At 61.5% G+C, this 26,198-nt stretch carries 17 protein-coding genes and 1 tRNA gene; 4 read left to right on the forward strand and 14 right to left on the reverse strand.

The genetic code is table 11. The features are described from left to right. Positions 1 to 56: 56 nt before the first annotated feature. Genes Tchl_RS01660 through Tchl_RS01695 form a run of 8 tightly spaced genes read right to left on the reverse strand, consistent with a single transcriptional unit; the run spans position 57 to position 14,969 of the window. Positions 57 to 776 (reverse strand): hypothetical protein, encoded by a 720-nt coding sequence (locus tag Tchl_RS01660; RefSeq protein WP_075146855.1) that lies wholly within the window; start codon positions 774 to 776, stop codon positions 57 to 59. Further along, a complete protein-coding gene (pglZ, locus tag Tchl_RS01665; protein ID WP_075146856.1) occupies positions 773 to 2,788 on the reverse strand; it encodes a BREX-3 system phosphatase PglZ in 2,016 nt (671 codons plus the stop codon). Before pglZ ends, Tchl_RS01660 begins: the two co-directional genes overlap by 4 nt. Further along, entirely contained in the window at positions 2,785 to 5,613 is a 2,829-nt protein-coding gene (locus Tchl_RS01670; protein WP_075146857.1) for a DEAD/DEAH box helicase, read from the reverse strand. Before Tchl_RS01670 ends, pglZ begins: the two co-directional genes overlap by 4 nt. A gap of 12 nt (positions 5,614 to 5,625) precedes the next feature. Then, positions 5,626 to 6,924, reverse strand: coding sequence for a hypothetical protein (locus Tchl_RS01675; RefSeq protein ID WP_075146858.1), 1,299 nt, complete (start codon positions 6,922 to 6,924; stop codon positions 5,626 to 5,628). After that, positions 6,921 to 9,776 (reverse strand): DNA methyltransferase, encoded by a 2,856-nt coding sequence (locus tag Tchl_RS01680; RefSeq protein WP_075146859.1) that lies wholly within the window; start codon positions 9,774 to 9,776, stop codon positions 6,921 to 6,923. Before Tchl_RS01680 ends, Tchl_RS01675 begins: the two co-directional genes overlap by 4 nt. A 48-nt stretch (positions 9,777 to 9,824) precedes the next feature. Then, the gene (locus Tchl_RS01685; protein WP_075149527.1) at positions 9,825 to 13,553 is read right to left on the reverse strand and encodes a DUF6079 family protein; all 3,729 of its coding nucleotides are present in this window, start codon (positions 13,551 to 13,553) and stop codon (positions 9,825 to 9,827) included. Between the two features lie 35 nt (positions 13,554 to 13,588). Then, a complete protein-coding gene (gene brxF, locus Tchl_RS01690; protein WP_019341817.1) occupies positions 13,589 to 14,050 on the reverse strand; it encodes a BREX-3 system P-loop-containing protein BrxF in 462 nt (153 codons plus the stop codon). 4 nt (positions 14,051 to 14,054) lie between these two features. Next, complete coding sequence (locus Tchl_RS01695; protein ID WP_075146860.1) at positions 14,055 to 14,969, reverse strand: WYL domain-containing protein; 915 nt, start codon at positions 14,967 to 14,969, stop codon at positions 14,055 to 14,057. A gap of 617 nt (positions 14,970 to 15,586) precedes the next feature. On the opposite strand from Tchl_RS01695, the gene Tchl_RS01700 reads away from it, so the two are divergent. Beyond that, on the forward strand, positions 15,587 to 16,513 hold the full coding sequence (locus Tchl_RS01700) for a LysR family transcriptional regulator (protein WP_075146861.1): 927 nt from the start codon (positions 15,587 to 15,589) through the stop codon (positions 16,511 to 16,513). Here Tchl_RS01700 and Tchl_RS01705 read toward each other — a convergent pair. Beyond that, positions 16,510 to 16,911: a helix-turn-helix domain-containing protein gene (locus tag Tchl_RS01705; protein WP_456300374.1), complete on the reverse strand. Its 402-nt coding sequence runs from the start codon at positions 16,909 to 16,911 to the stop codon at positions 16,510 to 16,512. The genes Tchl_RS01700 and Tchl_RS01705 overlap by 4 nt on opposite strands. On the opposite strand from Tchl_RS01705, the gene Tchl_RS01710 reads away from it, so the two are divergent. Continuing rightward, positions 16,910 to 17,536 (forward strand): substrate-binding domain-containing protein, encoded by a 627-nt coding sequence (locus Tchl_RS01710; RefSeq protein WP_075146863.1) that lies wholly within the window; start codon positions 16,910 to 16,912, stop codon positions 17,534 to 17,536. The two genes, Tchl_RS01705 and Tchl_RS01710, sit on opposite strands and share 2 nt — an antisense overlap. A 44-nt stretch (positions 17,537 to 17,580) precedes the next feature. Here the strand turns inward: Tchl_RS01710 and Tchl_RS01715 are convergent, their stop codons facing one another. The 5 genes from Tchl_RS01715 to Tchl_RS01735 form a co-directional block, all read right to left on the reverse strand. Beyond that, on the reverse strand, positions 17,581 to 19,488 hold the full coding sequence (locus Tchl_RS01715) for a tyrosine-type recombinase/integrase (protein WP_075146864.1): 1,908 nt from the start codon (positions 19,486 to 19,488) through the stop codon (positions 17,581 to 17,583). A 238-nt stretch (positions 19,489 to 19,726) separates the two neighbouring features. After that, positions 19,727 to 19,801, reverse strand: a tRNA-Gly gene (locus tag Tchl_RS01720). Between the two features lie 85 nt (positions 19,802 to 19,886). Then, entirely contained in the window at positions 19,887 to 21,617 is a 1,731-nt protein-coding gene (ptsP, locus tag Tchl_RS01725) for a phosphoenolpyruvate--protein phosphotransferase (protein ID WP_075146865.1), read from the reverse strand. Position 21,618: 1 nt separating this feature from the next. Continuing rightward, entirely contained in the window at positions 21,619 to 21,888 is a 270-nt protein-coding gene (locus Tchl_RS01730; RefSeq protein WP_075146866.1) for an HPr family phosphocarrier protein, read from the reverse strand. Positions 21,889 to 21,933: 45 nt separating this feature from the next. Next, positions 21,934 to 22,323: a PTS sugar transporter subunit IIA gene (locus tag Tchl_RS01735; protein WP_075146867.1), complete on the reverse strand. Its 390-nt coding sequence runs from the start codon at positions 22,321 to 22,323 to the stop codon at positions 21,934 to 21,936. A gap of 262 nt (positions 22,324 to 22,585) precedes the next feature. On the opposite strand from Tchl_RS01735, the gene Tchl_RS01740 reads away from it, so the two are divergent. Together Tchl_RS01740 and Tchl_RS01745 are read left to right on the forward strand one after the other, a co-directional pair. Further along, positions 22,586 to 24,196 carry a BCCT family transporter gene (locus Tchl_RS01740; RefSeq protein WP_232311638.1) on the forward strand — a complete coding sequence of 537 codons (1,611 nt, stop codon included), beginning with the start codon at positions 22,586 to 22,588 and terminating at the stop codon, positions 24,194 to 24,196. Positions 24,197 to 24,307: 111 nt separating this feature from the next. Further along, entirely contained in the window at positions 24,308 to 26,185 is a 1,878-nt protein-coding gene (locus Tchl_RS01745; RefSeq protein ID WP_075146869.1) for a DUF294 nucleotidyltransferase-like domain-containing protein, read from the forward strand. The last annotated feature ends 13 nt before the right edge of the window (positions 26,186 to 26,198 follow it).

A 26,198-nucleotide genomic window follows, 5' to 3' on the forward strand; every position in this document is an offset into this window, starting at 1 on the left:
TTCTACATTCGCCAATGTGCCCGCGCTGCAGAAAGCGGCGTAGAAATGACCAATGACTACCTCTGACGCAAAGCGACGAACTGGTTACTCGGGCCTTCCGACCGGAGGTCGAGGCTCGGGCTGTTCGACACCACGTAGGCCAGGGGCCGCGTCAAGTTGAACGGGAACAGCACGGGCAGCGACTGCAGACTGGGTACTGAAACGGGCTTACCCGCGTAGCGCACAGCAGCTTCGATCAGCCAAGCAGTGAGCGCATCGTTGTCGATGCTCGTCTGTGGCAAGCGAATGACGCGCTTGCCTTTCTCGACCCGCTCCACGGCGCCCCAGCTCGCCTGGCTCTGGATGACCATGTTGGTCATACGCCGGGTGCCTTCGCGCTCCCCATAGGTTTCACTCATGCGCCGATGGACCTCGGCGGACGCACAGTCACCCTGAATGGCGGACAGGCGGCCCACCAGCTCGGCCACCTTGCCAAAGAACGGGTACGTCGCCACGGACATGCCCCAGCACAGCGCTGAGACGGGAATGTCCGGCTGCGTCTTGTGGATGGCCACGCCGCGATCCGCGTAATCGACCAGTTCGGCGCGTGGCTCCAGCCACAACCGATTCAGTACGGTGCGTGTTTTTTTCTTGGCTTCCACGCCAAGTTCGGCTGCATCAAGCAGTGCATTCAGATCATCTAGCCCAGCCACGCCTGCACGAACATTCAGTGCCGCAGCCGCCCAATCAAGCTGAATGAACCGATCAAAGCCGATTTGAGGGGCTAATGAATTCATTCGGTACAAATCACATAACTGACTTTCACAAAGGGCACGATCAACTCTTCGACCGACACCCCGCCGTGGACCACCACCTGCTCGCCCTCGGGCACAAAGGCGGTTCGTCCGCCTGCGAATAGGGGCATGAAGTTCGCGGGCAGTCCAGCGATGTCCAACCTGACTGTGGTGGGATAGGCCGCAGCGGAATCGGCCAGCAATGGCTCACTCCGGTAGACCCGAACACGCTCTCCGCGCGTCTCGGCAATCACGCCCTGGCTGGGCCTACCGACGCCGGTGGACTCAACGTTGCCGTGGTCCGCCGTGAGATAGATGTGGTATCCCTTGTCCAGCAGCAGCGAGAACAGCCGGTCGACGAAACCGGTCGTCAGCCAGTTCCCGATCCACATCGCCACGTCCTTCTTGGACCGCTCCTTGTGGAGCCGATCGTCCACCTCATCGATGACCAGGCCCACCACTTTCGGTCGACGGTCATTCAAATCCGCTTCCAGTGCGTCGAGCTGATGGGTCTGACGCAGCGCGCGTCGATACATCACCTCATTCGAATTGACGCCTTCGTTCTGCCAGAACGTCTTCCACAAGGATTCCTCCTTGTCCGTCCTGTCGATGGAGTCGTCGAACTCTCGCGGTTTCAGCCCGGAGAACAGCGCCTGACGCGACACCGACGTCACGGTCGGCAGCCATGCAAACGCGGTTCCCTCGTCGAACGCGAAACGTTTCGTGGTGGCGATCAGGCGCTCGCGGATTTGCACCCACTGGTCGAAGGCCAGCCCGTCGAATACCAGCAGAGCCACCTTGGTTTCCCCTGCGGACCGCCGATGCCGCAAGAAGCGCGGCACGTGGTGCACCATCACCGGACCTTTGGTCACCGGCTGCAGGATCAGGTCGGCGTAATGCTTGGCTGCGACCCAGGCTCGCAGACCCTCGTCTGATTGCGCATGCAAGGTCTTGATCCGCTCTCGAATCACCGGCAGGTGTTCGCTGCCTTCCGTACCTGGCAGACCATGCGTGCGGGCCAGGATCTCACCGTAGCGTTTGGCGAACTCGCTCCAGTCCTTGTGCGAAGAGGCCGCTGTTGGGGTCGTCTCGATCAGGCCATCGATGCCTTTGAGCACCAATGCCTGCAGTGCCGCCGGGTCCTGAACAATGCCAGCCTTGATCCAACTCGGCATCCCCGCCGGAACACTGTGAACCGCGAGCGGATGCAAGCTGCCGTCGAGAAACATGGAATCGACCAGCACCTGCACATCGGAGTGGTCGAACGGAATCACGATCTTCGCGACGTAGTCCGGTGGCGGCGGCTCGCCTGTACGCGTGCCATCCAGCCCCAGGGTCGTCAGGTAGCGATACCACGCATCCTGCACCACACGCAGCAGCGCGCTCTTGGACGCCAGCCATGTGGCGACGGGAAGGTCCAGGAACAGTCCCTTGCCCTGGATGATGCCTGCCGCGTGCTGGGCAAACAGGGGTGGCAACGAGCGGTTGGCGAAGTGCATTCGCAGCAGCTCACGCCAGAAGTCCACCGGGTTGCGAATCGACCTCGGCGCCAGTTGGCAGACGTGCTCGAGGATGAAGTCCTTGGACTCGTTCTCGCCGCGCGCGGACTGCAATTCGGTCTGGTGGGCATGAAACAGTCCAGCAAAATGCTCCGGCTCGACTTGCTGTACCGCGCTGTATGCCAGTCTGGGGAAGAGCTCCGCAAGGCTCAATCGAACCACACGTCCGTGGTGCACGATGTCCCAAGGCAGCGCATTCGCGTCGGCGCTGCGCAGATGCAGAACCAGCGAAGGCGCTGGCCCCGGCTCACCGCAATCCCAGGCTGCGCGATAGCGTTCCTCGTATTCAGCACGGAAGGCGAACGGGTCTTCGTACAGCATCACCTCGAAGCCGCGACCGCGCAGTTCGGACAACAGCTTTTCGTCCAGCAGCACATCGTCGGGGTCGCACGCCACCCACAGCCGGGTGAGATCGGCCGTAAAGTGGCTGAGAATACGTTCTGACCACTGGCTCATCCCACCTGTCCTCCGGGCATCACATCGCCGGAGACGCGCACCATCATCACGGCATTCAAATCCGGCACGCTGGCCTCCATGTCGTCCAGGGCGGCCATGCGTGCATCGTGTTCTTGTTGCAGCCGCTTGCGCCGGTGCTCACGCACGGCGGGTAAGCCAATGCGCCCAATGGCCTGACCTCGGGCCTCGAACGCATACAGCGCACGCTCGCGTTCTTCCTTCAGCCGGGCGCGGTGTTCGGTCAGCAATTCGGTGAAGATCCGTTCACCCTGGGTACTGGCAGCCGCATGCGATGCATCGAACCACTTCGCCGACTCCTCGGCACCCGTCACGGCATGCACGTCTACGGTCTCAGTGAGCAGCAGATCCCAAACGCGCTTGGCGGTCGGCACGAAGGGACGGCCTTCCTCGTTGATGAACACCGGCAGGAAGCGCTTCCGGCTCAAGCCTTCAGCCGCCAGACTGATCTCCCATAGCGACCAGATGCCGCGTACCGAATCCGGCAAGCCGGTCACGCGGATCACCGGTAGTGGCTGTCCGGCGACAAAGCGTGGCAGCTCACTGATCACAGCCCGGGCGCGTGGGTCTTCCATCGTGACCCATTCCAACTCCGGGTTCTCATCCGCCGTGCGGGCGTCAAAGCAGGCCTGTGCCGACTCACTGCCGTCTGCCCACTTCACCCGCCACGCATTGCCAATCTTCGTTGCCGAGCCGCCGCGCGCAGCCAACCCGCTGGTGATGGCGCGCTCCAGCCAGAACTGCGCCGGGTGGTCGCGCCACTTGCGGGCATCATCGGCGTCCAGATCGTGCTCCGTGGTGAGCAGATCGCTGTTCTTCTTCGACTCCGCCAGGGTGGATCGAAGCTGCGACACCACCGCGTCGCACTCCTGTTCGATGGCATCCGGGTTCTGCAGACCATGCACGAACAGCTCGTCGAAGATCGGGTCGGCCTCGACCGAATCCATCACGTCGGCCGCCTTGTCGACGCCAAACTCCTGCGCGATGACCTCAAGCTTTGCCTCCAACACCTGGCGCACGCGATGCTCCACGGTGTCTTCGAGCACAAAGTTGATGGCGCGAACCACGTGCTTCTGTCCGATGCGGTCCACCCGGCCAATGCGCTGCTCGATCCGCATCGGGTTCCACGGCATGTCGAAGTTGACGATGACATGGCAGAACTGCAGGTTCAGGCCTTCACCACCGGCATCGGTCGAAATCAGCACGCGCACATCCTTGGAGAACACCTGTTGTGCCCGCGTGCGCGCTTCCAGGTCCATGCTGCCGTTGAGCGTCGCCACCGAGAAACCCCGGCTTTCGAGGTAATCGGCCAACATCGCTTGCGTCGGCACGAACTCGGTGAAGATCAGCACCTTCAGAGCCGGGTCACCTTCCTCTTGCTGCAGCCTGTAGATCAGCTCCAGCAGTGCCTCGGCCTTGGCATCAGTACCCGCCGCCTCCGTTTCCCGCGCCAGCTCCAGCAACATCTCGACTTCGGACTTCTCCAGCTCCCAGCCACTGGACTGCATGGCCAGATCCACCTGGGACTGGCCATCGAGATCGGCCCACTCGTCCTGGCTGGTGTTCTCAAAGAGATTCGCTTGGGGCTGTGGCGCATCAAGCAGGGCCTGGCGCTTCTCCAGCGTGGTGCGGATGGCTGCCGTACTGGACGTTACCAGCCGCTGCATCAAGATCATCAAGAAGCCGATGTGGCGCTGCTTGGCGGCCATGGCCTGGTTGTAGCCGTGGCGCACATAGTCGGTCACCGCCTCGTACAGCCGCTGCTGCGACCCGTGCCGCGCTTGCCATGCCACAGCTTGCAGCCGGGTGACACGCGGCTTGAACAGCGGCTGACCTTCGGCGTTGATCGATGCGCGCTTTTCGGTGCGGATCACGAAGGGGCGCACCCGGTCGCGGCTGACGCTGCTCTCGTCCGGGAAGGCTTCGCGATCCAGCAACTGCATCAGCCGCATGAACTGGTCGGTCTTGCCCTGGTGCGGTGTGGCCGACAGCAGCAAGAGATAGGGCGATGCCTCGGCCAGTGCCGCACCTAGTTTGTAGCGGGCCACCTGTTCGGTGCTACCGCCCATGCGGTGGGCTTCGTCGATGATGACCAGATCCCACGACGCTGAGATCAGGTCCTCGAAGCGCTCGCGGTTGTAGGTGTTGAGTTGCTCCAGGCTCCAGCCGCGACGACTCTCCATCGGCTTCACCGAATCGAGCGAGCAGATCACCTGGTCGTGCATGCGCCACAGGTTCTCTTCCTCGCCCGCGCCGCCACTGCGCCACTGGCGGAAGGCCGCCAGCTCGGACGGCTCGATGAACTGGAACTTCTCGCCGAAGTGCAGGCGCATTTCGGCCTGCCACTGGCGCACCAGTCCCTTGGGCGCCACCACCAGGATGCGCTTCACCCGGCCACGCAATTTCAATTCGCGCAGCACCAAGCCGGCCTCGATGGTCTTGCCGAGACCCACCTCATCGGCCAGCAGGTAGCGAATGCGGTCGCGGCTGATGGCGCGGTTCAGCGCATAGAGCTGGTGCGGCAGTGGCACCACGCTGGACTGGATGGGCGCCAGCAGCAGGTTGTCCTCCAACGCATCCAGCAGCTTGGCCGCCGCCGTGGTGTGCAGGATCTGCTCCACGCTTGGGCGCACGCTTTCCAGCGAGGCCAGATCTACCGATCGAGCGCGCACCACCGCGTCCTTGGCAGGTAGCCAGACGCGGTAGGCCACCTCACCCCACACGTCCTGCCGCTCGATCACCCGGCAAGGCGATGCCTGCCGAGTGAACCAGCACCAATCGCTTACGTTAAACGGTTTGCCATTCATGCGGATCAGCTCTCAGGAACGACTGACATTGACTTGGCCGTCTACTGCCTTGGCCGCATCAAAGTCATGGTTCCAGTCGCCCATCTGCTTGCGTTTGGCGGCTGGCAAGGCCTTGTCAACCTTCGCGCGAAACTCCGGGTTTTTCGTTTGCTCGTAGGTCACATCCTTGAACACGAGCTTCACCTCAGGCACCTCATCTTTGGTCCGATCCAGACTTTTCTGAATACTGTCCCGCAGTTGTTTCTCATCAAGCTTGGACCCCGTCCGAGCTGCGCGCTCGGCGATCAGCTTGGCAGCTTCATCGATGATCTTGCCCGCCTGCGCGTCCAGTCGCTGCCGAATCGCCTCGGAATAGGCTTCCAGCTGAACGCGGTAGGCTGCGACCAAACGCTCCAAGTCTTGCTTGTCGTCCTTGGCGATCAGGCGGCCGAAACCCGGCACATTGAACAGGTAGCGGCGCTCCAGCTCATTGCGCTGCCTTTGCAGGGACGCTTCGCTGACCTTCTCCATCAGCCGTTTCTGGCTGCTGTCGAACACCTCATTGCCGTTGTTGAACGCCGGCACTTCAACTTCCTCGTCCCGAAAGTCGCCAAATGCGCGCAATCTGGATTCCACCAGGCCCTTCAGCTCGCCCTGGATATCCGCGTTCATGTAGTCGTTGGAAACCTTCAGCTCGCGCTTGGAAAACTTCGCGCCCTTCACCGTGAACTCGGCGAACTGCAGCTTGGTGCTGAATACACGGGTAATGCGCGCCAGATCCACCGGAATCGGTGGATTCTTGGCCAGACCGTCCAGTGTCTTTTGCACCCTCTCTTTGGTGACCACCTCTACGCCGACCTCCGCATCGAATGGGAGCGTATCGGTGCCGGCGGCCGACACCGCATGCGCCAATTGCTCGCCAGGATTGGCGCCAAGCAACAGGCCGTTGGGCGATCGTTCGGTTGGGGAGGCAGCGTTTCCGAGCGGGGCTGCTTCCACCGAGCGCGGTGTAGGCGACCACACCAAGGTGACGTCATCCACCAAGAGCACGCCAACCCGAAGCCCCGGCTGCGCCATCAACGCGAAGCTCTGGCGCTCGGCGTAACTGCTCAACAACTCAAGTCCCTTGGCATCGCCGTAGCCAATGCGGCATACATCCTCATCCGGATCGATCACCACCGTGACCTGAAGTCGATCGACCTCGGCCAGTCGCTGCCCAAGCGCCTCCGCAACGGTCTGATGCACGCCCGGCGCGACAAACACCACACGTTGCTGCGCCTCGCCGATGAGTTTGATCAGCGATGCATCATTGACCTCCTGGAAGGTGCTCATGCCCCGTCCTCGGTACGGGTCAGCGCGAGGTCATAGAGGGTGAGAAGCTTCTCGTCCTCTTGAAGTGTGGCATCGGGCAATTTGTCGGCAATACTGATGATCGTCGCGTAGTCCTTGCTGGCCCACGCAGCGCGGAAACCAGCACGCAGCACCTCCAGACGCGACTCCTTGATCTTGCGACCAGTGAACGACCGATAGGCCTCGAACTCCTTGAGCAGCGCCTTCTCGCGTTTCTTCTCCAGGTCCTGTGCCTTGTTCGGGTCGGGCACGTACCAGCGATCTTTCGCTTTGGCCATAAGCGCTGGACTGTTCTTCTCTAACCCGCGTAGATCCTTGTGGTTGCTTGAAAGGTAGCTGTGAATCTGGCTTGGTACATCGCCAACCCCGTCGTACTGGATAAAGTTCAGCTCCAACAGCGAAGACAACTCAGGCTTTGCCTCGTGCTTTTTCCATCCCGCTCCAAGTTGGCTGATGAACTCTGGGTGTATTTCTTGATATGTAGACGGGCGCTGCTTCAAAAAGTCTGTCAGCCAATCAATTGCACTACGCTCGTCTGTAACGAACATCTCCATCTGAGGCGCTTGCGATGCCAACGCACGCTTTCTGTCATATTCGGCAACCTGCTCCGGGAGAAAAATCATTCCATCACGTGTGATAAACCTCTGCGCAAGTCCTGATTGAAACTCCTGTGACGACATGGGTACTGGAACGTTATGCCGAAAGAACCATGCAACCATGCGATCGAAAATGATCCTAGGCTCCCGTTCGACAACAAACTCTAATTCCCTTCCGTTTAGCTTAACGGTTGGCAGATAAGTCAAGTGCGTTCGCACAAAATCCCAGGCAGAGTCCTCTGATCCTCCACTCCTGGAGAATCGATCCTCGAGACCGCCATTTGGCTTGTATGCGGATATGACTAGATCCTGCTTGACCGCAGTGGTAGTCGTTACAGCCTTAAAGCCTTTGTGTGTTTTCTCTAGAACAGAAACGTTGCCAACAACGAAGCCCGCCTCCTGTAGCGAGGTCTGAATCGCGTTCCAAACACTTGCCTTTGTGTTTGAAAATTCGACCGTCATCCATCTCCCAGGCTTCAAGACTCTATATGCCTCTAGGAAGCACCCCAGCATCAGACGCCTGTAGTCATCGACAGATTTATTCTGAGTTCTATTTTCTATCGCTTCCTGCTTTGAATTTGTCGTTACCTTTAACCAGGACTCCCAAAGAAAATTAAGCTCCGAGTACATGATGTTTGATCCAAACGGAGGGTCAATAAACAGATAGTCAACCGAGGCAGAGGGAATGTTGGTGACAGCTGCACTACCTGTTGAAACGATCGCCTTGTTTGACGGCGCCGTGAAGGGAACAGAGGATATGCGCAGCGAAAATCGTTCTAATGGATTTGTTTCGACCGCGATAGAGCTGATATAAAGAGTTCCTTGGAGGGTCTGGCCGATTACGCCACCGCCACCTCCGAAGTAATTTGATGCCAGCAAGCGGTTAAGGCGATTTGTCCATGCGAGGGTGGAAGTAAACCAAAGTCCAAGAGCCGGCATGGAATGCATTTGAGAAAATATCTTCGCCCGAATATCAGCAAGAACAAGCAATGTTCGATGTGTGTAGAAGTGATGCGCATTAGTGACGCCAATTCGCAGCGGCTCGCCTGTTTTATCGCCAATCATTAGCTCATTGGCGGGGAACCAGGATACAGGCGTCTCTTGCAGCGATTTCTTGAACAATTCAATGTCGGCCGCATCCAAAGACTTCTCAAATCGCTTTTTCCCGACCGTATAGTTTATTGCGACGGGAACCTGCTTTGTCTGTCGATGTGTTTTCCCGAGCGCATTGTCGAATGCACTTGTCCACGCTCTGTCGATGGATCGTTTTGATAAGCTTGCCCCACAACCAGTGCAGCCGAACTCATCCATTACCTTGCCGGCGTCTCTGTCTACAGCTGCGTCCCAGAAAACAACCTCCTGCGAACACTCTGGGCAAACAAAGACATCAGACCAAATTAAGAAATTTACCCACCCCACCTGGCCGACTTGTTTCAAGTCAGGCTTGCCCTCTTTCTCAATCAACCGCACTGCAGAATTGAGCTGATCTGGCGTCGGCTGGTGAAGGGTTTGATACATCCATCCATGGTTCTCCTCGACTGATTTCAGTATCTCCCTAGCGCGACGTTCAAAGTCGTGCGCCTCAACAGGGGAATTGAAATTATGAGCAATGAAGCTCGCTGCAGGAGCAAGATCGTTTAGGACCGGCATTCTCGGTCCAAGCCTCGAAAATGGCTTCCACTCAACGCGACCATCTTGGTCTTGGCGATCATAGATGACACCATCCTGATCGACTCGGTAACCTAGGGATTCGACTTCCCTCCTATCCCCACAAAGCTGTGCAGCGACGCCGCTCATGCCTGTCCCACAGAACCCGTCAAATAAAACATCACCAGGCTGCGTGTAATGCAGGATGTATCGCATCACAGCCTTATGAGGAACCTTCGTGTGATAACTGTGCGCGTTATAGATGGGTGCATTCTTGCCTTCGCTCACGTCGGCAGTGAACGGCTCTTTGCTATAAGGGACCGACGAATCGTATGGTTTGCCGTAATGCCGAATGAAGTCCTCGATGAATGGATTCGGACATGCCGTGTAGTACGGCGGGTCAGAAAGCGCCAAGATGTCTTCGTCCGAGCCAATAGGAAAACCTTCGATCTTCCGGAACGCGGGATCTTTGAGCTTCTCCGCAAGCAGCTTCAGGTAGTGCTCGCGACGCGCCTCATCATTCGGGAACGTTTGCCCGAGGCATTCAACGGGGCCGGATTTGGCCGCGAGGTTCTGGAAAAGATCATTCATCAGTCGTTCCTCTAATTCCTTTTGTCATGGTCGGGTGATCACGTTGTGTCACTCGATCACGAAGCGCAGCTTGGTGGCATCCTTGCCCTTGCAGCGCTCGTTCATGAATGTGTCGAAGCGCTTACGCAGATCGTCCGGCGTGGCCGGTGAGCCGCCTTGCAGCAGCGCCTGCTTGATCTCGTCGCCCTTGACCGCGATCTTCTCCAGCCCCGACAGCGCCTCTTGCACGGCATTGGCGAACTCGGTGGTCATCGGGTCCGGCAGCTTGCGCGAGGCCAGGAAGGCGTCGATCAGTTTCTTGGACGCGGGCGGCAACAGGCCCAGGCTGTCCTGCGTGAACGGGTCTTCCAGGTTCTCCAGCAGGGTCTGCTGCCAGTTGGCCACCAACTGATCCAGGTCGTCGTCCAGCTTGTGCAGACGGTTGGCCGCCGGGATCAGCTCCAACTGCTCGGCAGACGGGCGGAACTGGCAGTGCGGGCATACCGCCGCTGTCGTCAGCGTGGGCTCGTCCAGCGACGAACAGCTCTTGAGGCCGTTGAGTGACTCCTCGAAGGCAGTGAGTTGGCTGGTGGGCATCAGCGACACGCCGGCCAACACGCGTAGCGCCAGCAGGCGGTCGTCTTTGCGCAGGGCGTTGCGGGTCTTGTCCTCGGCCACGCCCAGCCGCGCCTTGCTGTGGCTGGCGATGTAGGCTGTGATGTAGTCCTTCTTGAGCTGGTTGAGCGTCTGCCGGTATTCGGCGGCGTGCTCGGCTGTGCGGTCCTGGCTCAGCTTCTCCTGTAGCGCCTTGCGGGCGGTCTCGGCCTGCTTCACCCACGGGTGCTCGGCGGGCAACACCATTTCGGCCTGCGAGAGGTAGGACGCCGTGCTGCCCAACTCCACCACCAGTTCGAGCAGACGCTCGACGGCGGCCAGGATCTCCAGATTTTTCTTCTGGCCGTCCAGGTCTTCCTGGGTGACGCGCAGATTCTTGAGCTTGCCGACGGTGTTGTAAGGCGCCAGCGACTCGGTGAACTTCTTCAGCGAATCGAGCCGGGCGTGCCAGTCTTTGGCTTCTTCTTCGCGCAGCAGGTTCTGGCCCCAAAAACCGAGCTTGCCTTGCTGCAGGTCGGAACCGGCCTTGAGGACGCGCGGCACCAGGCCGCTGACTTTCTCCTGCAGTTTGATGACCGGCTCGGTATCACCCTGACTGGCCTTCTGGGCCAGGCCGGAAGGCAGGTCGAACAATTCGAACAACGCACGCAGCACCGCGAGGTTGATCTCCTTGGGTGCCTCGACGTGCTTGAACTGCTTGAGTTCCTCCAGCGAGCGTTCTGCCAGTTGCGCCAGCTTGCCGGAATCGATCTTGTCGCCGGTGATCGACAGCACGATGTCGCCGGAGTAGACGAGGCCGCCCAGCACGGTGACCAGCAGGTCGGGTTCCAGCCGGTACTTGATCGGCGCGAAGTACTCGACGTCCGAGGTACCCGACAGCAGTTCGCTGCGGTTGAGCACCTGGCCGTGGCCCTTGGCCTTGAGGCGATTCAACACCTCCTGCGCGTAGCGGGAATTGGCCGGCTCGACGCGGTCGCCATCGAGCAACTCCAGCGCATCGAGCACGGCGAGCGCATCCTTGGTGCGAGTACCGCCGGCCAGTGCGCGCAGCGCGTTGCCGATCAGTTGCTTGCGGTTGGCCTCGGTGACCAGCACTGAGAAGGTGGGGTATTCCGGCGAGAGATCGACGAAACGCTGGCCCAGCACCAAACCTGAGATGACGTTCACCACGTCGCGGAAGTTGATGCGCTCGTCCGCGCCCAGTCGCGCCCGGTCACGCAGCGACACGCCTTTGGCCCATTCCTGCAGGTTCTTTTTCTTGCCCTGGTAGGTGACCTCGAAGGCGGTCATCTGCTTTTCCTGCAGCCACTTGCTCATGGCGCGCAGGAAGTCCTGTGCCTTGGACAGGTAGATGGCCTTGGCACCGCCACTGGCGGTGGATGCCAAATCGAGCGCCGCCGCGTAGGACGACAGGTGCCGCTTGAGATCGTCGTCCAGGCCTGTGAGGCGGAAGAACACCTCGTCCGACAGGTTGTTATCGGCGAACTTCGGCTTGTCGAAGGGCTGGATGAAGTAGACGTAGAAGTCGCGCTCGGGCTGGGCTGTGGGGCGATCGTTCGGCGCCCCGAAAAACAGGTAGCCCATGCGTTCGACACGGCGCTCCTGCCATTCGAGCTGGTACTGCCAGATCTGGAAGCCGGGGTAACGCAGGTCGTCGCTGCATTCCATCAGCGCTTTGACGGCGCTGTAGTAGGCGCGGTCAAGTGCGTCGTCTGACAGGGCTTCGGCGCGTTTTTCGATCTGCGCGTCGTAGTCGATGTCCTTCTTGAGGTCGAGGTAGTACTGCTCGGTGTCCGGCGCCTTGGAGATGAACTGGCCGTTGACGGTCTTCAGCACTTCCCGCATCACGGTCTGCACCATCGACAGCAGGTTCTCGGCCGGATCGCCCGGCATGTCCTCCACGCCCGGCTGGAACAGGCACAGAGCGTCGCGCAACTCGGCGGCAGTGGGGCCGATCGGAATGTGAATGTCCCCACCCGTGGTCAGACGGTGCACGGCCAGCGCGTTGATGACGCGCAGCGCCATCGGCTTGTAGGTCGGGCGCGTGAATGCTTGCTGGACCCGCGACTCCAGTACTTCGGAGACGCGCATCACTTCCTTGATGTTGGGGTCGGCGCGCAAGACCGAGTTGGTCTTGATGGTGTTCCAGAAGCTCTCGTAGCTGATGAACAGCGGCTTGTCGGCGGGCACGTCCTGGTCAAGGATGGCCAGCATGGCGGACTCGATAGTCTTGAGTGCGCCACGCTTCTCGGTGAAGTGGATCTGCTCGAAGGTCTTCAGGTAATCCGGGTGAACGGGGAACAACCGCACGTACTCGTCCATGCGCTCGTTCATGGAGCCGTAGAACTTGGCGAACGGCGTGAGGTATTCGCGGATCTTGTTCTGCTGGTCGACAGTCTTCTTGAGCAGGCGCGCGGAGACGACGAAGCTGACGTCCTGGCGGTCGATCAGGATCTGGGTGAAGCGCTCGTTGACGCGGCGCATGCTGTCGGCAACGTGCTGGAAGCGCACGCTGTCGAAGATGGCTTCCTGCACACCGGCCACGAAGCGGAACTTCAAGTGCTTGGTGACTTCGCCGATCTGACGCAGGATGGCCAGGTCCTGCACCAGTTCGTGATCGCGACGGGACTGCAGGTATTCCAGGAACTCGTCGACAACCAGCAGCACACCCTGGTCCGGGAATTTCTCCGCGAACGCGGCCATCATCTCCTCGAAGGAGTCCTTGTTGTTGAGCTCTTTGTCGGCGGTCGGGAAGGTGTAGTCGACGCCGATCTTTTCCAGGAAGCGCTCAAGCTGCAGGGTGATGATCTGGCGCAGCGGCATCTGCAGCCCGCCCACCTCGATGCGCAGCACCTTGAAGCGGCCAGCGATCGGGGCAACCGCCTCGGCGACCTTGGGGTGGCGGATCATCGGTGCGTAGGCCGCATCCTCGGCCACCAGCGACAGCACCGACATCAAGTGCGACTTACCGGTGCCGTAGTTGCCGACGATCAGCACGCCCTTGTGATCGACTGAGTCGTCGAAACTGAGCTGAGGAACCATGAGCTTGGAGATCCGCTCGGCCATGTCGTCGGAGATGACATAGGTCGCGACGAGCTTCTTAGCCTCGTCCGGGCGCCCGGCATCGAGCAGCTGAATGACTGACTCGATCTGCTCGAACTGGATCAGATCTCCGTATTTCATGTTCTTGGCCATATGGTTCTCTCTTCCCCGTAGCGTCAAATTTCGAGTACGACCACGCCGTCACGGCTGTAGTCACGATGTTCTGGATGGCTCATGTCGGCGTACACCAAGCGATCACCACGCAGCTCGCCAGGCCAGACGGCCACGACGCGCTTGGAGTGAGCCAGCCGCCTGACGAGGTCAAGCGGGTTGATCTGCAAGCCCGGCTCGAACAACAACTCGAGGTTGTCGAGCAGCAGCGGGTCTTCAGTTCGTTCCTTGTCCGCAATTTCCCGCAGCAGTTCGCCTGCCGAGAAGCCGCGCTTGTTATTCGGCGTGGCGGCCAAACGGCGCCCCAACTCCAGGCCGACGTTGAGCGGCTCGATGTTGAGCTTGGCGCTGAGTTGGCGCAGCAGTTGGGTCTTGCCACTGCGGCTGGGACCGACCAGCAGGATCAACTTGCTGTTGAGGTCGCCGATTTCGCCGATGAGTCGTTCGAGTTTTGCGAGCATGCTCATCCCCTCAGTCCGACTCGGCTTCAAGCCGCTGTTGATCGGGGGAGCGGTAACCCGGCGCCAGCACGGCATTGCGCACACCGTAGATGGCAAGGGGGTCTTTCAACCAAAGCCGGTACTCATGGCCGCGCAGGCTGTGGTCCGGGGAGCAGTCCACACTCCATTTGCGCAGGATGTATCCGGCCGTGGCGGCGCGCAGCTTCATCCGCAGCAGGCCGTCGCGCATGCCGTAATCCATTTCGGTGATCTCCGGCCGGGGTTGATCCGGGTGCGGCACCAACTCCAGCTCGACGATCCGGGTCCACTGAATGTCTTGATCGCTCGCCTCGTGGGGCGCCACTGGCTGCCCCTTGAGCACCATGGGGCGCTTGATCCGGGTGATGACGAAATCCCGGAACTCCTGGGACTTCCGGTCGAAAGCGCGGACGTGCCAACGGAGGCCGTTGTCGATCAGCGCGAACGGGACGATCTCCCGCTCATTGCGGCCACTGGAGATGGAGTGGTACTCGACGCCGAGCGGACACTCCTGGTGAATCGCACGGGTCACGCTCGCCAGCACATCCAGATCCGGGTGCGTGAGCCGGGATGGACTCTCACTGGCCACCCACGCCTTGAGCCGCATCGGCTCACCATCGCCAAAGCCCTGGGTCAGCCACGACAGCACACGCTCTGGGGGAAAGTCGAATACGGGCCGGAAGTCCGGCCCCAGGACGTAGGACTTGCCTTTGGCGTCGTAGTCGATGTTGCCGGGGGCCAAGTCCTTGTACAGCGCCAGATCCCTTGAAGCAGCGGCGGACTGGATGCCAAACCGCGTCACCAGGGCCTGACGGCGTATCTCCCCAATGAAGCGCACGCGCAACTCCACGAACGCGAGCCGATCGCGTTGTGGCTGGGTTAGATCTGCAAGCTGTTCGTTCGACATCCTGGCTGGCTCATTCGGGTTAGCGAATGCTTATACGGGTTATTGCGGAAAGTATATGGTCTCCCATAGAGCCCGTCCATTAATCTATTTTGATTTGTGTATTCGTCGCTTTGTGATAACCACTACACTGTTTCGGCAAGATGGTCTCTACGGACACCATGCAGAGCTTCTGCCGAGCGTCACCTCGAGCCGAGGTCCCTGGCGCGGCGCAGGTTGCCAGACATTCCGTACCACGTTCCGGCTGCCGATATGCAGTCGCTCTGCGCGCGAAATCGTGTTCGACCATCTTGGTGCTGTTCCGGGTTTGCCCTTCGGCCACCTAATGCAGCCTGGAAGAGCCTCCTGGGAGGCCTCGCAGATAGTGACGAACTTTGGTCTTTCACCGCGCGCTGGCAGACGACATGGGGCCAGGAAGAGCTTCGAGAACGATATGTTCTGGTCCGAAACGGCAGCCCTGGCGATCGCTTCCTGACGGTGTGGAAGGATCTTCCAGGGGAGGAAGGAACACGTGTGAACTTCACAGGGATGGATCGTTGAACCAATGGTAATGAAAGATGACTATCCAGTTGCGATCATAGGGTAGCCATGATCTCATCATACGATTGGGGGGACAGCCTATGGAGCTGCGACACCTTCGGTGCTTTACTGTTCTGGCTGAGGAACTTCATTTCACCCGGGCCGCCGAACGGTTGCATATTGAACAATCCCCTCTGTCCCGCACCATCAAGGAGCTGGAAGAGGATTTGGGCGTTTTACTATTTGATCGAGACCGGCGCGGCACCAAGTTGACCCAAGCAGGCTCCGTTTTTCTACAAGATGTTCGTCGGGTCTTTACGACGCTGGAACAAGCGCGAGAAAACGTCCGGGCCATAGCAGCCGGATATCACGGCTCTTTGCGCATAGCAGTCTCTGACGGAGCCGCAGGCCCAAAATTGTCCGCATTCCTTGCTCGCTGTCGCGAGGATTTGCCAGAAGTGGAAGTCCGCATCAGCGAAACACCTCTCTCTGAACAGTGCCATGGATTGCGCAATGGGAGTTTACATCTGGGATTTGCTTATGCGGATGAAGTTGGCGTGGATATTATTGCCGAACCGATTTGGCAAGAGCCGCTGGTGCTGGCTATTCCGTCCCGCCATCCTTTGCTTGCGTTCAAGAGCGTACCTCTTGAGGAGTTGGCTCGCTATCCGTTGCTAATGTGCGATACGAACGAATGTGAAAGCTTCAATCGCGCACTTCAACGTATTCTGCGCAAGATTGATGTAGAGCCTATTGTTGCTGAAACCGTGATATCCAGGGACATGATGTTCACTTTGGTTGCCGCCGGTTATGGCATCGGCTTCACCACAGCAACCAAGCTTGCCGTTTGCGGGCATCTCGACGTCATTTCTCGGCCTTTGGATACAGACGCCGCTTTCATCACGACATACCTGCTGCGTTCCGAAAGCAGCAGCACTCCGACCTATCTGGATGAATTTGTCGCTCGTCTTCATGCACTTACTGAGACTGAGGACGACACAAGTGCCCCTGGAACTTCTGCGCTCTAGTTTTCCGTCTTTGAACGAAGATTCGATTCGGTCACAGCCATCAAGTCAGCAGCCGAAACATCCAACGCCGCCGCGATCTTCAATATCAATGCAAGCGTCGGCATGTGCTCTCCACGCTCGATCTTCCCCATGTGAGAACGCTCGATACTAGCCAAGGCTGCCATCTCTTCCTGGGCAATACCTCGCTCTGCTCGCAATGCTCGAACGGCCTGACCAAAAGCGATCGCAGGCTCTGCTTGGAAGGTGGTTGATCCGGCGGGGCGACCTCGCTTGACTGTGTGCTTTTGCATCAGCAAAAGCGTCGTTCGGCAGCCCAATCTAAACCACGTTAAATTTAACTCTTGATAAGATGAGGCGTTAGTTTCTCGACCAACCGCACCCGTTGAGAGGGCATGCATGTCCGCTTCCAAGCCAGCCACAGTCATCAAGCTTGCTGTCACTGAGGGAGTGCCTTCTGCCAGCCTGGCCAAGCTGTTGGCATGGCAACGTGCTGAGGAGCCTCAAACGCCTGTCGAACCTCTTTTGGTATCGGCGGGTGAGTCGCTTTCAGGACTTCAAGATGGTCGCTACGATCTCGGGATCTCCCTGCAGGAGAATGTGCCGTTACCGCTACACGGACTGCCGCTGTGGCGTGCCAACCTGGCTGTGGCACTGCCTCCTCAATCCCCCCTGGCGAGTCACAAGCCTATCGCGCTGGATGAACTGATCGATGTTTCTTTGCTGCGCTGGCAGGGCGAGCCGTGCGCAGCTTTGGATGAGCGAATTTCTATGGCCAGAAGGAGGTTCTCCATCCAGGTCGTCACCTCATTCGAGATGATGGTCATGATGGTTGTGGCAGGACTCGGTGTGGGGATTTCCACTCATTCGCGCATCACCCAGGCGCAGGCGTGGGGAATCTGCCTGCGCCCATTGGCGGATGGGCCCTATGAGGTCGTGGCCCACTTGCTCAGGCCCACCGGACATCTCCATCCAACGACAGAGCGATTCGTACAGAGGGTGCTTCGGGTGGCAGTGAACGTCTGAGTCTGGCGACACTCCCATTCCCCCCGTTACTGGCTCACCATGCTTTATTGGGCATTTGCCACGATGGCATTTTGAACCAGCCGCTGCACGCTTTGCTGGACCTGAGTCTGATAGTCCTCAGGCGCTGGTAGCGCATCCTGCTGCAAGCATTGTTCGAGCACGACGCGCACCGCGGTCGCCATGTTTCCGTGCGTCACCGCATCGAGCGGCGAGAGGTTGCCAAGCGATTCATGGGGACGCTGCAAGGCATGATAGATCTCCCAGGTGTCCACGCCGCGCGGGGTTTGCCGAAGAATGCATTGGATCAGTTGGCGCTTGAGCGGCTCAAGCTGCCAGACCGGAACGCGCTGCCCCTTGTTGCCCAACTGGATGGACAGTAGGTTGCCTGCCTGAATTTCGTAGGTGATCCAGCGCCGCGATTTACCGACCAGCTTGGCGTAGTCCGCCACCACCAGGTTGTCCGGCCCCTCGAAGATGTCCAGTAGCTTCAAATGTTCACGTTGCAGATCGGACATCTTGGGCTGCGCGTATTCCGGCGTCTTCACGGCAGACAGCCGTTGGGTTGGACTTGCTTCCGTCGGCATTTCCTGCCCATTGGGCGCAACCAGCATGATCGGGGCGTGCTGCCCCGGCGTTGGCAGTGGCGTGGTCTGCTGCCCGGCGATCGTCGGCAGCCCTTGCAAGTGAATCGTCAGGTGCATGCTGGCGACCTGTACTTGGCCTTGCTCGAACAAGTCGAGGCGGTCGGCCCAGTCCTGCATCATCACCCGCCGCTGTTCAACGTACTCCGCATGGTTGTAGGTGGCACTGATGCGATTGGGGTCAGCGTGGGACAGTTGCGAGTCCACCCATACCTTCGGATATCCCAGCTCGTTGAGCGCTGTCGAAATCGTGGCCCGGATGCCATGACCGGTCAGCCTGCCGTCGTAACCCAGACCCTTGATCGCAAAATTCACGGTGTTCTCGCTCATGCGGTCCGTGACGCGCTTGACGCCAGAGAACAGGTATTTCTGGGCAGGCTTGAAGTCATCCAGCATGTGCCGAACGATCTCCACCGCCTGGACGGAGAGCGGGACGATGTACGGCGGGATGTCGGTGACGCGCTTGCGCTTCTTGCGCGTGAGCATCTTGCGCTGCTTCAGCGACAGCACCGGGATGATCCACAGCCCCCGATCGAGATCGAACTGTTCGGGAGTTGCCAGACGCAGCTCGCCGGTACGGACGCCGGTCAGCAATAGCAGCCGGATCGCCAGTTGCGTCTTCAGCATGCCCCGGTATTTGCGCAGCCCCTGCAGGAACAACGGCAGCTCGGCCATGCGCAGGAAGGGGTTGTGCTCGACCGGCGGCAGCGGGATGGCCACCACATGCAGGTCGGTAGCCGGGTGGGTTTCCATGGACGGGATCACGACCATGGCGTAATCGAACAACTGCTTGAGCCAGGTGCGCATTTTTTCCGCGACAGACAGCGAGCCCCGCTTTTCGATGCGGGCGATGACTTCCAGCAGCAGCGGGCGGGTGATCTCGTATATGGTCAGCCGCTTCAAGTGCGGGAAGACATCGTTCTTGAAGGCGCGGCGGATCTGATCGAGCGAGCTTTGACGGCCCTCTTCAAGGGTGAGCTGCCTATGCTCCAGCCACTTCTCATAGACCGCCATGAAGGTGTTTTCGCCTGCCAGCTTGATGGCTTGGCGCTTTTGCTTGCGGTCGCTACGGGGGTTGATGCCCTTGGCAAGCAAGGCACGCGCTTCGTCCCGCAAATTACGGGCTTCACGCAGCGACAGCTCGGGATAGCTACCCAAAGAGATGCGAGCGCGCTGGCCAACCCATGTGTACCGAAAGTGCCAGAGTTTGGCACCGTTGGCCGATACGAAGAGTGAGAGGCCGTCGAAGTCTGCGATGGTGTAGGGCTTGCCGGTGGCCTTGGCCTGCCGAGCCATCATGTCGGTGAGCATGTTTCCAACTCCTCAGAGATGAGTTGGACCCAATGTTCGATACCGTCGCCTGGCTCCTCCAGCAACAATGCGGCACGGGGGCTGACCGCATTGGATGTACCACTTTATGTACCGAAATGTACCGGTAGTCAGTGGATTTCGCTGGATGTCACTGGATCGAGATTCTGTAAAATTCTCAATCGTGACAATAACTTATGACGCTCCCTGGATTTCCTTGGAGGTCCTTGGAAAGTCATCGTGGAGCGGGTGAAGGGAATCGAACCCTCGTCATCAGCTTGGGAAGCTGAGGTAATAGCCATTATACGACACCCGCGAGGGCAGCCAGCGCTGCCGGCCGCCGTGCGACAGGGCGCCATTCTACTGGTGCAGCGGGTTGGAGCGCAACGCTGTCGGTGGCGTCAGGTGGCGAGGCGCTCCACGGCTTCGCGGATGCGCGCGGGTTCGTCCATCTTCAGGATGCGCTGGACGCGGGGGGCGAGCTCGCCGAGCGTGCTGCGCAGCACCTGCTGCTTGATCTCCAGGATGTTGCCCGGATGCATCGAAAAGCTGCGCAGCCCCATGCCGAGGAGCAAGGCGGTGTACTTGGAATCGCCCGCCATTTCGCCGCATACCGCAACCGGCAGGCTGTAACGGGCGCCGGTGGCGATGGTGCCGGCGATCAGCTTGAGCACGGCTGGATGGAGCGGGTCGTAGAGATGGACCACCGCTTCGTCCGAACGGTCGATCGCCAGCGTGTACTGGATCAGGTCGTTGGTACCGATCGACAGGAAGGACAGGCGGCGGGTGAACATGCCCAGCGACAGCGCGGCGGCGGGGACTTCGATCATGCCGCCGATCTGGATGCCTTCGTCGAACTTGATCTTTTCCGCGCGCAGCTCGGCCTTGGCCTTTTCCACCAGGGCCAGGCTCTGGTCGATTTCCTGGGCGTGCGACAGCATCGGAATCATGATCTGCAGCCGGCCGTGCGCCGAGGCGCGGAGCAGGGCGCGCAGCTGGGTCAGGAACATCTTCGGTTCGGCCAGCGAGTAGCGCACCGCGCGCAGGCCGAGCGCGGGGTTGGGTTCGATGCGGCTGTGGCTGCCGTTGAGTGCCTTGTCGGCGCCGACGTCGAAGCTGCGGATGGTGACCGGCTTGCCCGGCATCGCCTTCACCACGGCGCGATAGGCTTCGTACTGCTCTTCCTCGTCGGGCAGGGTGTCGCGGCCGAGGAAGAGGAACTCGGTGCGGTACAGGCCGATGCCGTCGGCGTTGGCGGTCTTCGCCGCGGGCAGGTCCTTGGGGCCTTCGATGTTGGCGAGCAGGTGGATGGTTTCGCCGTCGAGGGTGGCGGCGTGCGCGTCGCGCAGGCGGTTGAGCTTGGAGCGCTCGATCTCGAGCTCGCTGCGGCGCAGGCGGTATTCCTCGACGATGCGCTCGTCGGGGGCGACGATGATCAGGCCGCGGGTGCCGTCCACGATGACCAGTTCGTCGTCCTCGACCAGGTCGCGCACGCGGTGCAGGCCGACCACCGCGGGGATCTTCAGGTTGCGCGCGACGATCGCGGTATGGCTGGTTGGGCCGCCGACGTCGGTGACGAAGCCGGCGATGTTGTGGTCGCGGAAGCTGATGGTGTCGGCCGGCGACAGGTCGTGGGCGACGATGATGGTGCCCAGGCCGTCGCGGCGCTTGGGCGGAAGATGGCCTGGGTGGCCGAGGAGCACCTTCACCAGGCGCTCGACGACCTGCACGACGTCGGCCTGGCGCTCGCGCAGGTAGGGGTCTTCGATCTGGCGGAACTGCTCTACGAGGAGCTCCATCTGTTGCACCAGCGCCCATTCGGTGTTGCAGCGGCGCGACTCGACGAGCTCGCGGGCGGCGTCGATCAGCAGCGGGTCGGACAGCATCATCAGCTGGAGGTCGACGAAGGCGCCGACTTCGCTGTGGGTGTGGCCGGAGGTGGCGGCCGCCTTCAGCCCCATCAGCTCGCCCTGGACGGTGGCGACGGCGTCGTCGAGGCGGAGCAGCTCCTCGGCGAGGTATTTCTGCGCGACGTGGTAGTGATTGACTTCGAGCAGGGCGCGCGAGACCAGATGCACGTGGCCGATCGCGATGCCCTGGGAGACGGCGAGGCCATGGACGGTGAACGGCATCTCATTCCTCCTCGCCGAAGCGCTCGGCGATCAGCTGCTGCAAAGCCTGCAGGGCTTCCTCGGCGCGTTCGCCGCGCGTGTCGATGGTGATCGCGCTGCCCTTTGCTGCGGCCAGCATCATCACTCCCATGATGCTTTTTGCATTGACGCGGCGGCCGTTGCGCTCCAGCCAGACCTCGCACGGGAAGCTGCTGGCGAGCTGGGTGAGCTTGGCCGATGCGCGGGCGTGCAGGCCGAGCCTGTTGATGATCGGGGCTTCTGCGGTGGGCATCGGGGTGTCCTTTTTCCGGTCGGGTGCGGCGGCGCGTTCCGGCTTTTAGTTGGTGCGGACCTGCATCACCCCATCGCAGCCTCCGGCGATGGCGCGCGCGAGCAGGGTGGGCAGGGTGCGCTCGCGGTAGGTGAGCACGCGCAGCAGCATCGGCAGGTTCACCCCCGCGATCAGTTCGATGCGTCCGGGTTCGCGCAGCTTGGCCGCGACGTTGCAGGGCGTGGCGCCGTAGATGTCGGTGAGCATCAGTACGCCGTGGCCGTCGTTCACCCAGCCGAGCATCGTGCGCGCGGTGGGGAGGATGTCGAGCGGGTCGTCCTGGGCCGACAGGCCGAGCTGGGCGATCTGCGGTGGACGCTGGTTCAGCACGTGGCAGGCGCACTGGATCAGGGATTCGCCGAGGGTGCCGTGGGTTATCAGGAAAATGCCGATCATGTCCTCTCTCCGCCGGACATGATTCTAGCCGAGTCGCCGGCGGCCGTGCCGAAGTGGCGAGCGCGGCGCATTCACGGGGCCGGCGCAAGCGCCTGCTCAATGACATCGGGTTTGGAAATGGAGGCGCGGGGCAAGGTGTGCCTCCATTTGCGTAAAACATATTTTCAGAAATGATAAAATCTACGGCCCGATCGCCTGCAGCCCCGCGCTGGTGCGGGTGCCGAAACGACAAGGAGCCGAGATGGCAGAGAGCAGGGATCCGATGTCCCCTGACGGCGCGGTCAACCCGATCGACACCGACTACAAGGTTGGCCAGGACAACATCATCGTCAATGTCGGCCCCTTCGGGCTCGACATCCACAACCGCGTGTTCGCGATCTCCGGCCTGCTGGTGGTTGCCTTCGTCGTCCTGACGCTGGCGTTCCAGAACCAGGTCGAGCCGCTATTCACCGCCATGCGCGGGTGGCTGACCTCGAACCTCGAGGGCTTTTTCATCGCCTCCGGCAACCTCTTCGTGCTGGTCTGCCTGGGCCTGGCCATCTCGCCGCTCGGCAAGGTGCGTCTGGGGGGCACCGAGGCGACGCCCGACTACACCTACCTGGGCTGGTTTTCGATGTTGTTCGCCGCCGGCATGGGGATCGGCCTGATGTTCTTCGGCGTCTCCGAACCGCTGTCGCACTTCGGCAGTGCGTTCGGCGGGACGACGGTCGAAAACGGCGTGCGCACCGACTGGGCGCCGCTCGGTGCGGCGGCGGGCGACGCCGCGGCGGCGACCCGCCTCGCGATGGCGGCGACGATCTACCACTGGGCGCTGCATCCGTGGGCGATGTATGCCACGATCGCGCTCGGCCTGGCCTTGTTCTCGTTCAACAAGGGCCTGCCGCTGACCGTGCGTTCGGTGTTCTACCCGCTGCTCGGCGAGCGCGTGTGGGGCTGGCCGGGCCACGTCATCGACATCCTTGCAGTGCTGGCGACGCTGTTCGGCCTGGCGACCTCGCTCGGCTACGGCGCGGCGCAGGCCAGCTCCGGGCTGCACTTCCTGTTCGACGTGCCGCTCGGCAACACCACCCAGATCGTGCTGGTGATCGGCATTACCGCGATCGCACTGTTTTCGGTGGTCGCCGGTCTCGACGCCGGGGTCAAGCGCCTGTCCGAGATCAACATGATCCTGGCCGTGCTGCTGATGCTGTTCGTGATCGCGGTCGGTCCGACGTCGGACATCCTCGGCGGCTTCTTCGCCAACCTCGGCGCCTATGTCCAGCACCTGCCGGCGTTGTCCAACCCGGTCGGGCGCGAGGATGCCAACTTCTCTCAAGGCTGGACCGCCTTCTACTGGGCGTGGTGGATCTCGTGGTCGCCCTTCGTCGGCATGTTCATCGCGCGCGTGTCGCGCGGGCGCACGGTGCGTGAGTTCATCCTCTCGGTGCTGATCGTGCCGTCGCTCGCCTGCGTGCTGTGGATGACGGTGTTCGGCGAGACCGCGATCCTGCAGTTCGTGCGCGACGGCTACGCGGCGGCCACCGAGGCCGAACTGCCGCTGCAGCTGTTTACCATGCTCGATGCGCTGCCGCTCGCCTCGATCACGTCCTTCCTTGCGATCGTGCTGGTGGTGGTGTTCTTCGTGACCTCGTCGGACTCCGGCTCGCTGGTGATCGACGTCATCGCCGCCGGCGGCAAGGTCGATGCGCCGCTGCCGCAGCGCGTGTTCTGGTGCGCATTCGAAGGCCTGGTGGCGATCGCGCTGATCCTCGGCGGCGGCCTGGTGGCGCTGCAGGCGATGGCGGTGTCGACCGGCCTGCCGTTTACCATCGTGCTGCTGATGTCGGCGGTGGCGGTGATCAAGGGCCTGGCTTCGGAGCCGCGCGCAGGCTGAGGCCAGCGGGCGGTCGCAGAGCCGTCGCCGGCGCGGGGCTGCGCGCGGGAGCGGAGCTGGCGCATCATGCGCGGGGGCGCCGCCGCTTCACCGACAACCGGAACCGCAGCCATGCAGGTCGAACAGCTCGAAATCCTCGATTTTCTCCGTGCCCACCCGCCCTTCGACGAGCTCCCCGAAGAGGTGCTGCAGCGCGTGGCTGCGGCGGTTGATGTGCGCTACTACAAGGCGGGTGAGCAGATCGTCGAATTCGGCCAGGTCGCCGAATTCTGGCACGTGGTGCGCAGCGGCGCGGTGGAAGTCTTCCGCCGCAACGGTGCGCTCTACAACCGCCTCACCGCCGGCGGCTATTTCGGCGAGTTCGGCCTGCTGCGCAACGGCCGGGTGCGCTTTCCGGTCGCGGCGCTGGAAGACACGCTGCTCTACCTCATTCCGCGCGAGCTGTTCGCCGAGCTGTTCGACCAGCACGAGCGCTTCGCCGACCTGGTCGAGGTCGAGGACCGCACCCGCTTGCGCCAGGTGATGTCGCGGCGCGAGGACGCCAACGATCCGCTGTCGGCCACCGTCGCCACCCTGGTCGGGCGCCCGGCGGTGACGCTCGCCAGCACCGCCAGCGCGCGCGAGCTGGCGCAGCGCATGAGCGAGGAGGGCGTGTCCTCGTTGCTGGTCCTCGACGCCAACCCGGACGTACCCGAGCTGCCGCTGCTCGCCGGCATCGTCACCGACCGCGACCTGCGCACCCGCCTGGTCGCCCCCGGCCTGCCCTACGACACCCCGGTGGCGGAAGTCATGTCGCGCGGGGTGGTCGCGGTGAACCACAACCAGCTCGTGTTCGAGGCCATGCTGGCGATGCTGCGCCACAACGTGCATCACCTGCCGGTGCTGAAAAACCAGCGTCCGCTGGGGGTGATCGCGCTCTCCGACATCATCCGCTACGAGTCGCGCAACAGCCTGTTTGTGGTCGGCAGCATCTTCCGCCAGCCGTCGGTGGACGAGCTCGTCGCCCTGGTGCCCGAGGTGCGCGCCTGTTTCGTGCGCATGGTCGGCGAGGACGCCAGCTCGCACATGGTGGGCAGTGCGATGGCGGCGATCGGGCGCAGCTTCAAGCAGCGCCTGCTCGAACTGGCCGAAGCCGAGCTCGGCCCGCCGCCGGTGCCGTACTGCTTCCTCGCCCTGGGCTCGATGGCGCGCCAGGAGCAGATGATCGTCACCGACCAGGACAACGCCCTGGTGCTCGACAACCGCTTCGACCCGGGGCAGCACGACGCCTACTTCAAGGCGCTCGCCGCCTTCGTCTGCGACGGCCTCGCGCGCTGCGGCTACACCTACTGCAGCGGCGGGGTGATGGCGACCAACGCGCGCTGGCGCCAGCCTTTGCGCGTGTGGGAGCGCACCTTCAGCGACTGGATCGAGCGTCCCACGCCGGAGTCGCTGCTCGACGCCGGCATCTTCTTCGATCTCGACGGCGTGTGGGGGCGCATCGAATGGGCGGTGCGCCTGCGTGAGCTGATCGCGCGCAAGGCCAGGGGCGATTCGCGCTTTCTTGCCTGCATGGCGCGCAATGCCTTGCTGCGCACGCCGCCGCTGGGCTTCTTCAAGGACTTCGTGGTCGAATCCGACGGCCGCCACACGCGCGCGATCAACATCAAGCGCCGCGGTACCGCGCCGCTCGCCGACCTGGTACGGGTGCATGCGCTGGCGATCGGGTCGCAGGCGCTGAACTCCTTCGAGCGCCTGAAGGACATCATCGACGCCGCGATCCTGCCGCTCGGGCGCGGGCAGGATCTGTACGACGCGCTCGAATTCATCTCGATGGTGCGCGCCCGCCATCAGGCCGAAGACCTCGCCGCCGGAGTCGAGCCGGACAACGGCATCGACCCCGAGAACCTGTCCGAATTCGAACGCAAGAGCCTGCGCGACGCCTTCCTGATCCTCGGCAACGCGCAGAAATTCGTCAAGTACCGCTACCAGCCCGGGCGGGTGGGGTAGGCGGCGGAAGGGA

The sequence above is a fragment of the Thauera chlorobenzoica genome, assembly GCF_001922305.1.
Taxonomy (GTDB): domain Bacteria; phylum Pseudomonadota; class Gammaproteobacteria; order Burkholderiales; family Rhodocyclaceae; genus Thauera; species Thauera chlorobenzoica.

Coding starts and splice junctions, on each gene's coding strand:
- Tchl_RS01735 (WP_075146867.1), bottom strand. CDS start 22,323: ATGATCGGCATTTTCCTGATAACCCACGGCACCCTCGGCGAATCCCTG.
- brxF (WP_019341817.1), bottom strand. CDS start 14,050: ATGAGCATGCTCGCAAAACTCGAACGACTCATCGGCGAAATCGGCGAC.
- pglZ (WP_075146856.1), bottom strand. CDS start 2,788: ATGAGCCAGTGGTCAGAACGTATTCTCAGCCACTTTACGGCCGATCTC.
- Tchl_RS01660 (WP_075146855.1), bottom strand. CDS start 776: ATGAATTCATTAGCCCCTCAAATCGGCTTTGATCGGTTCATTCAGCTT.
- Tchl_RS01730 (WP_075146866.1), bottom strand. CDS start 21,888: ATGCCCACCGCAGAAGCCCCGATCATCAACAGGCTCGGCCTGCACGCC.
- Tchl_RS01685 (WP_075149527.1), bottom strand. CDS start 13,553: ATGAAATACGGAGATCTGATCCAGTTCGAGCAGATCGAGTCAGTCATT.
- Tchl_RS01715 (WP_075146864.1), bottom strand. CDS start 19,488: ATGCTCACCGACATGATGGCTCGGCAGGCCAAGGCCACCGGCAAGCCC.
- Tchl_RS01745 (WP_075146869.1), top strand. CDS start 24,308: ATGCAGGTCGAACAGCTCGAAATCCTCGATTTTCTCCGTGCCCACCCG.
- Tchl_RS01710 (WP_075146863.1), top strand. CDS start 16,910: ATGTCCGCTTCCAAGCCAGCCACAGTCATCAAGCTTGCTGTCACTGAG.
- Tchl_RS01705 (WP_456300374.1), bottom strand. CDS start 16,911: ATGCATGCCCTCTCAACGGGTGCGGTTGGTCGAGAAACTAACGCCTCA.
- Tchl_RS01680 (WP_075146859.1), bottom strand. CDS start 9,776: ATGAATGATCTTTTCCAGAACCTCGCGGCCAAATCCGGCCCCGTTGAA.
- Tchl_RS01675 (WP_075146858.1), bottom strand. CDS start 6,924: ATGAGCACCTTCCAGGAGGTCAATGATGCATCGCTGATCAAACTCATC.
- Tchl_RS01670 (WP_075146857.1), bottom strand. CDS start 5,613: ATGAATGGCAAACCGTTTAACGTAAGCGATTGGTGCTGGTTCACTCGG.
- ptsP (WP_075146865.1), bottom strand. CDS start 21,617: ATGCCGTTCACCGTCCATGGCCTCGCCGTCTCCCAGGGCATCGCGATC.
- Tchl_RS01740 (WP_232311638.1), top strand. CDS start 22,586: ATGTCCCCTGACGGCGCGGTCAACCCGATCGACACCGACTACAAGGTT.
- Tchl_RS01700 (WP_075146861.1), top strand. CDS start 15,587: ATGGAGCTGCGACACCTTCGGTGCTTTACTGTTCTGGCTGAGGAACTT.
- Tchl_RS01695 (WP_075146860.1), bottom strand. CDS start 14,969: ATGTCGAACGAACAGCTTGCAGATCTAACCCAGCCACAACGCGATCGG.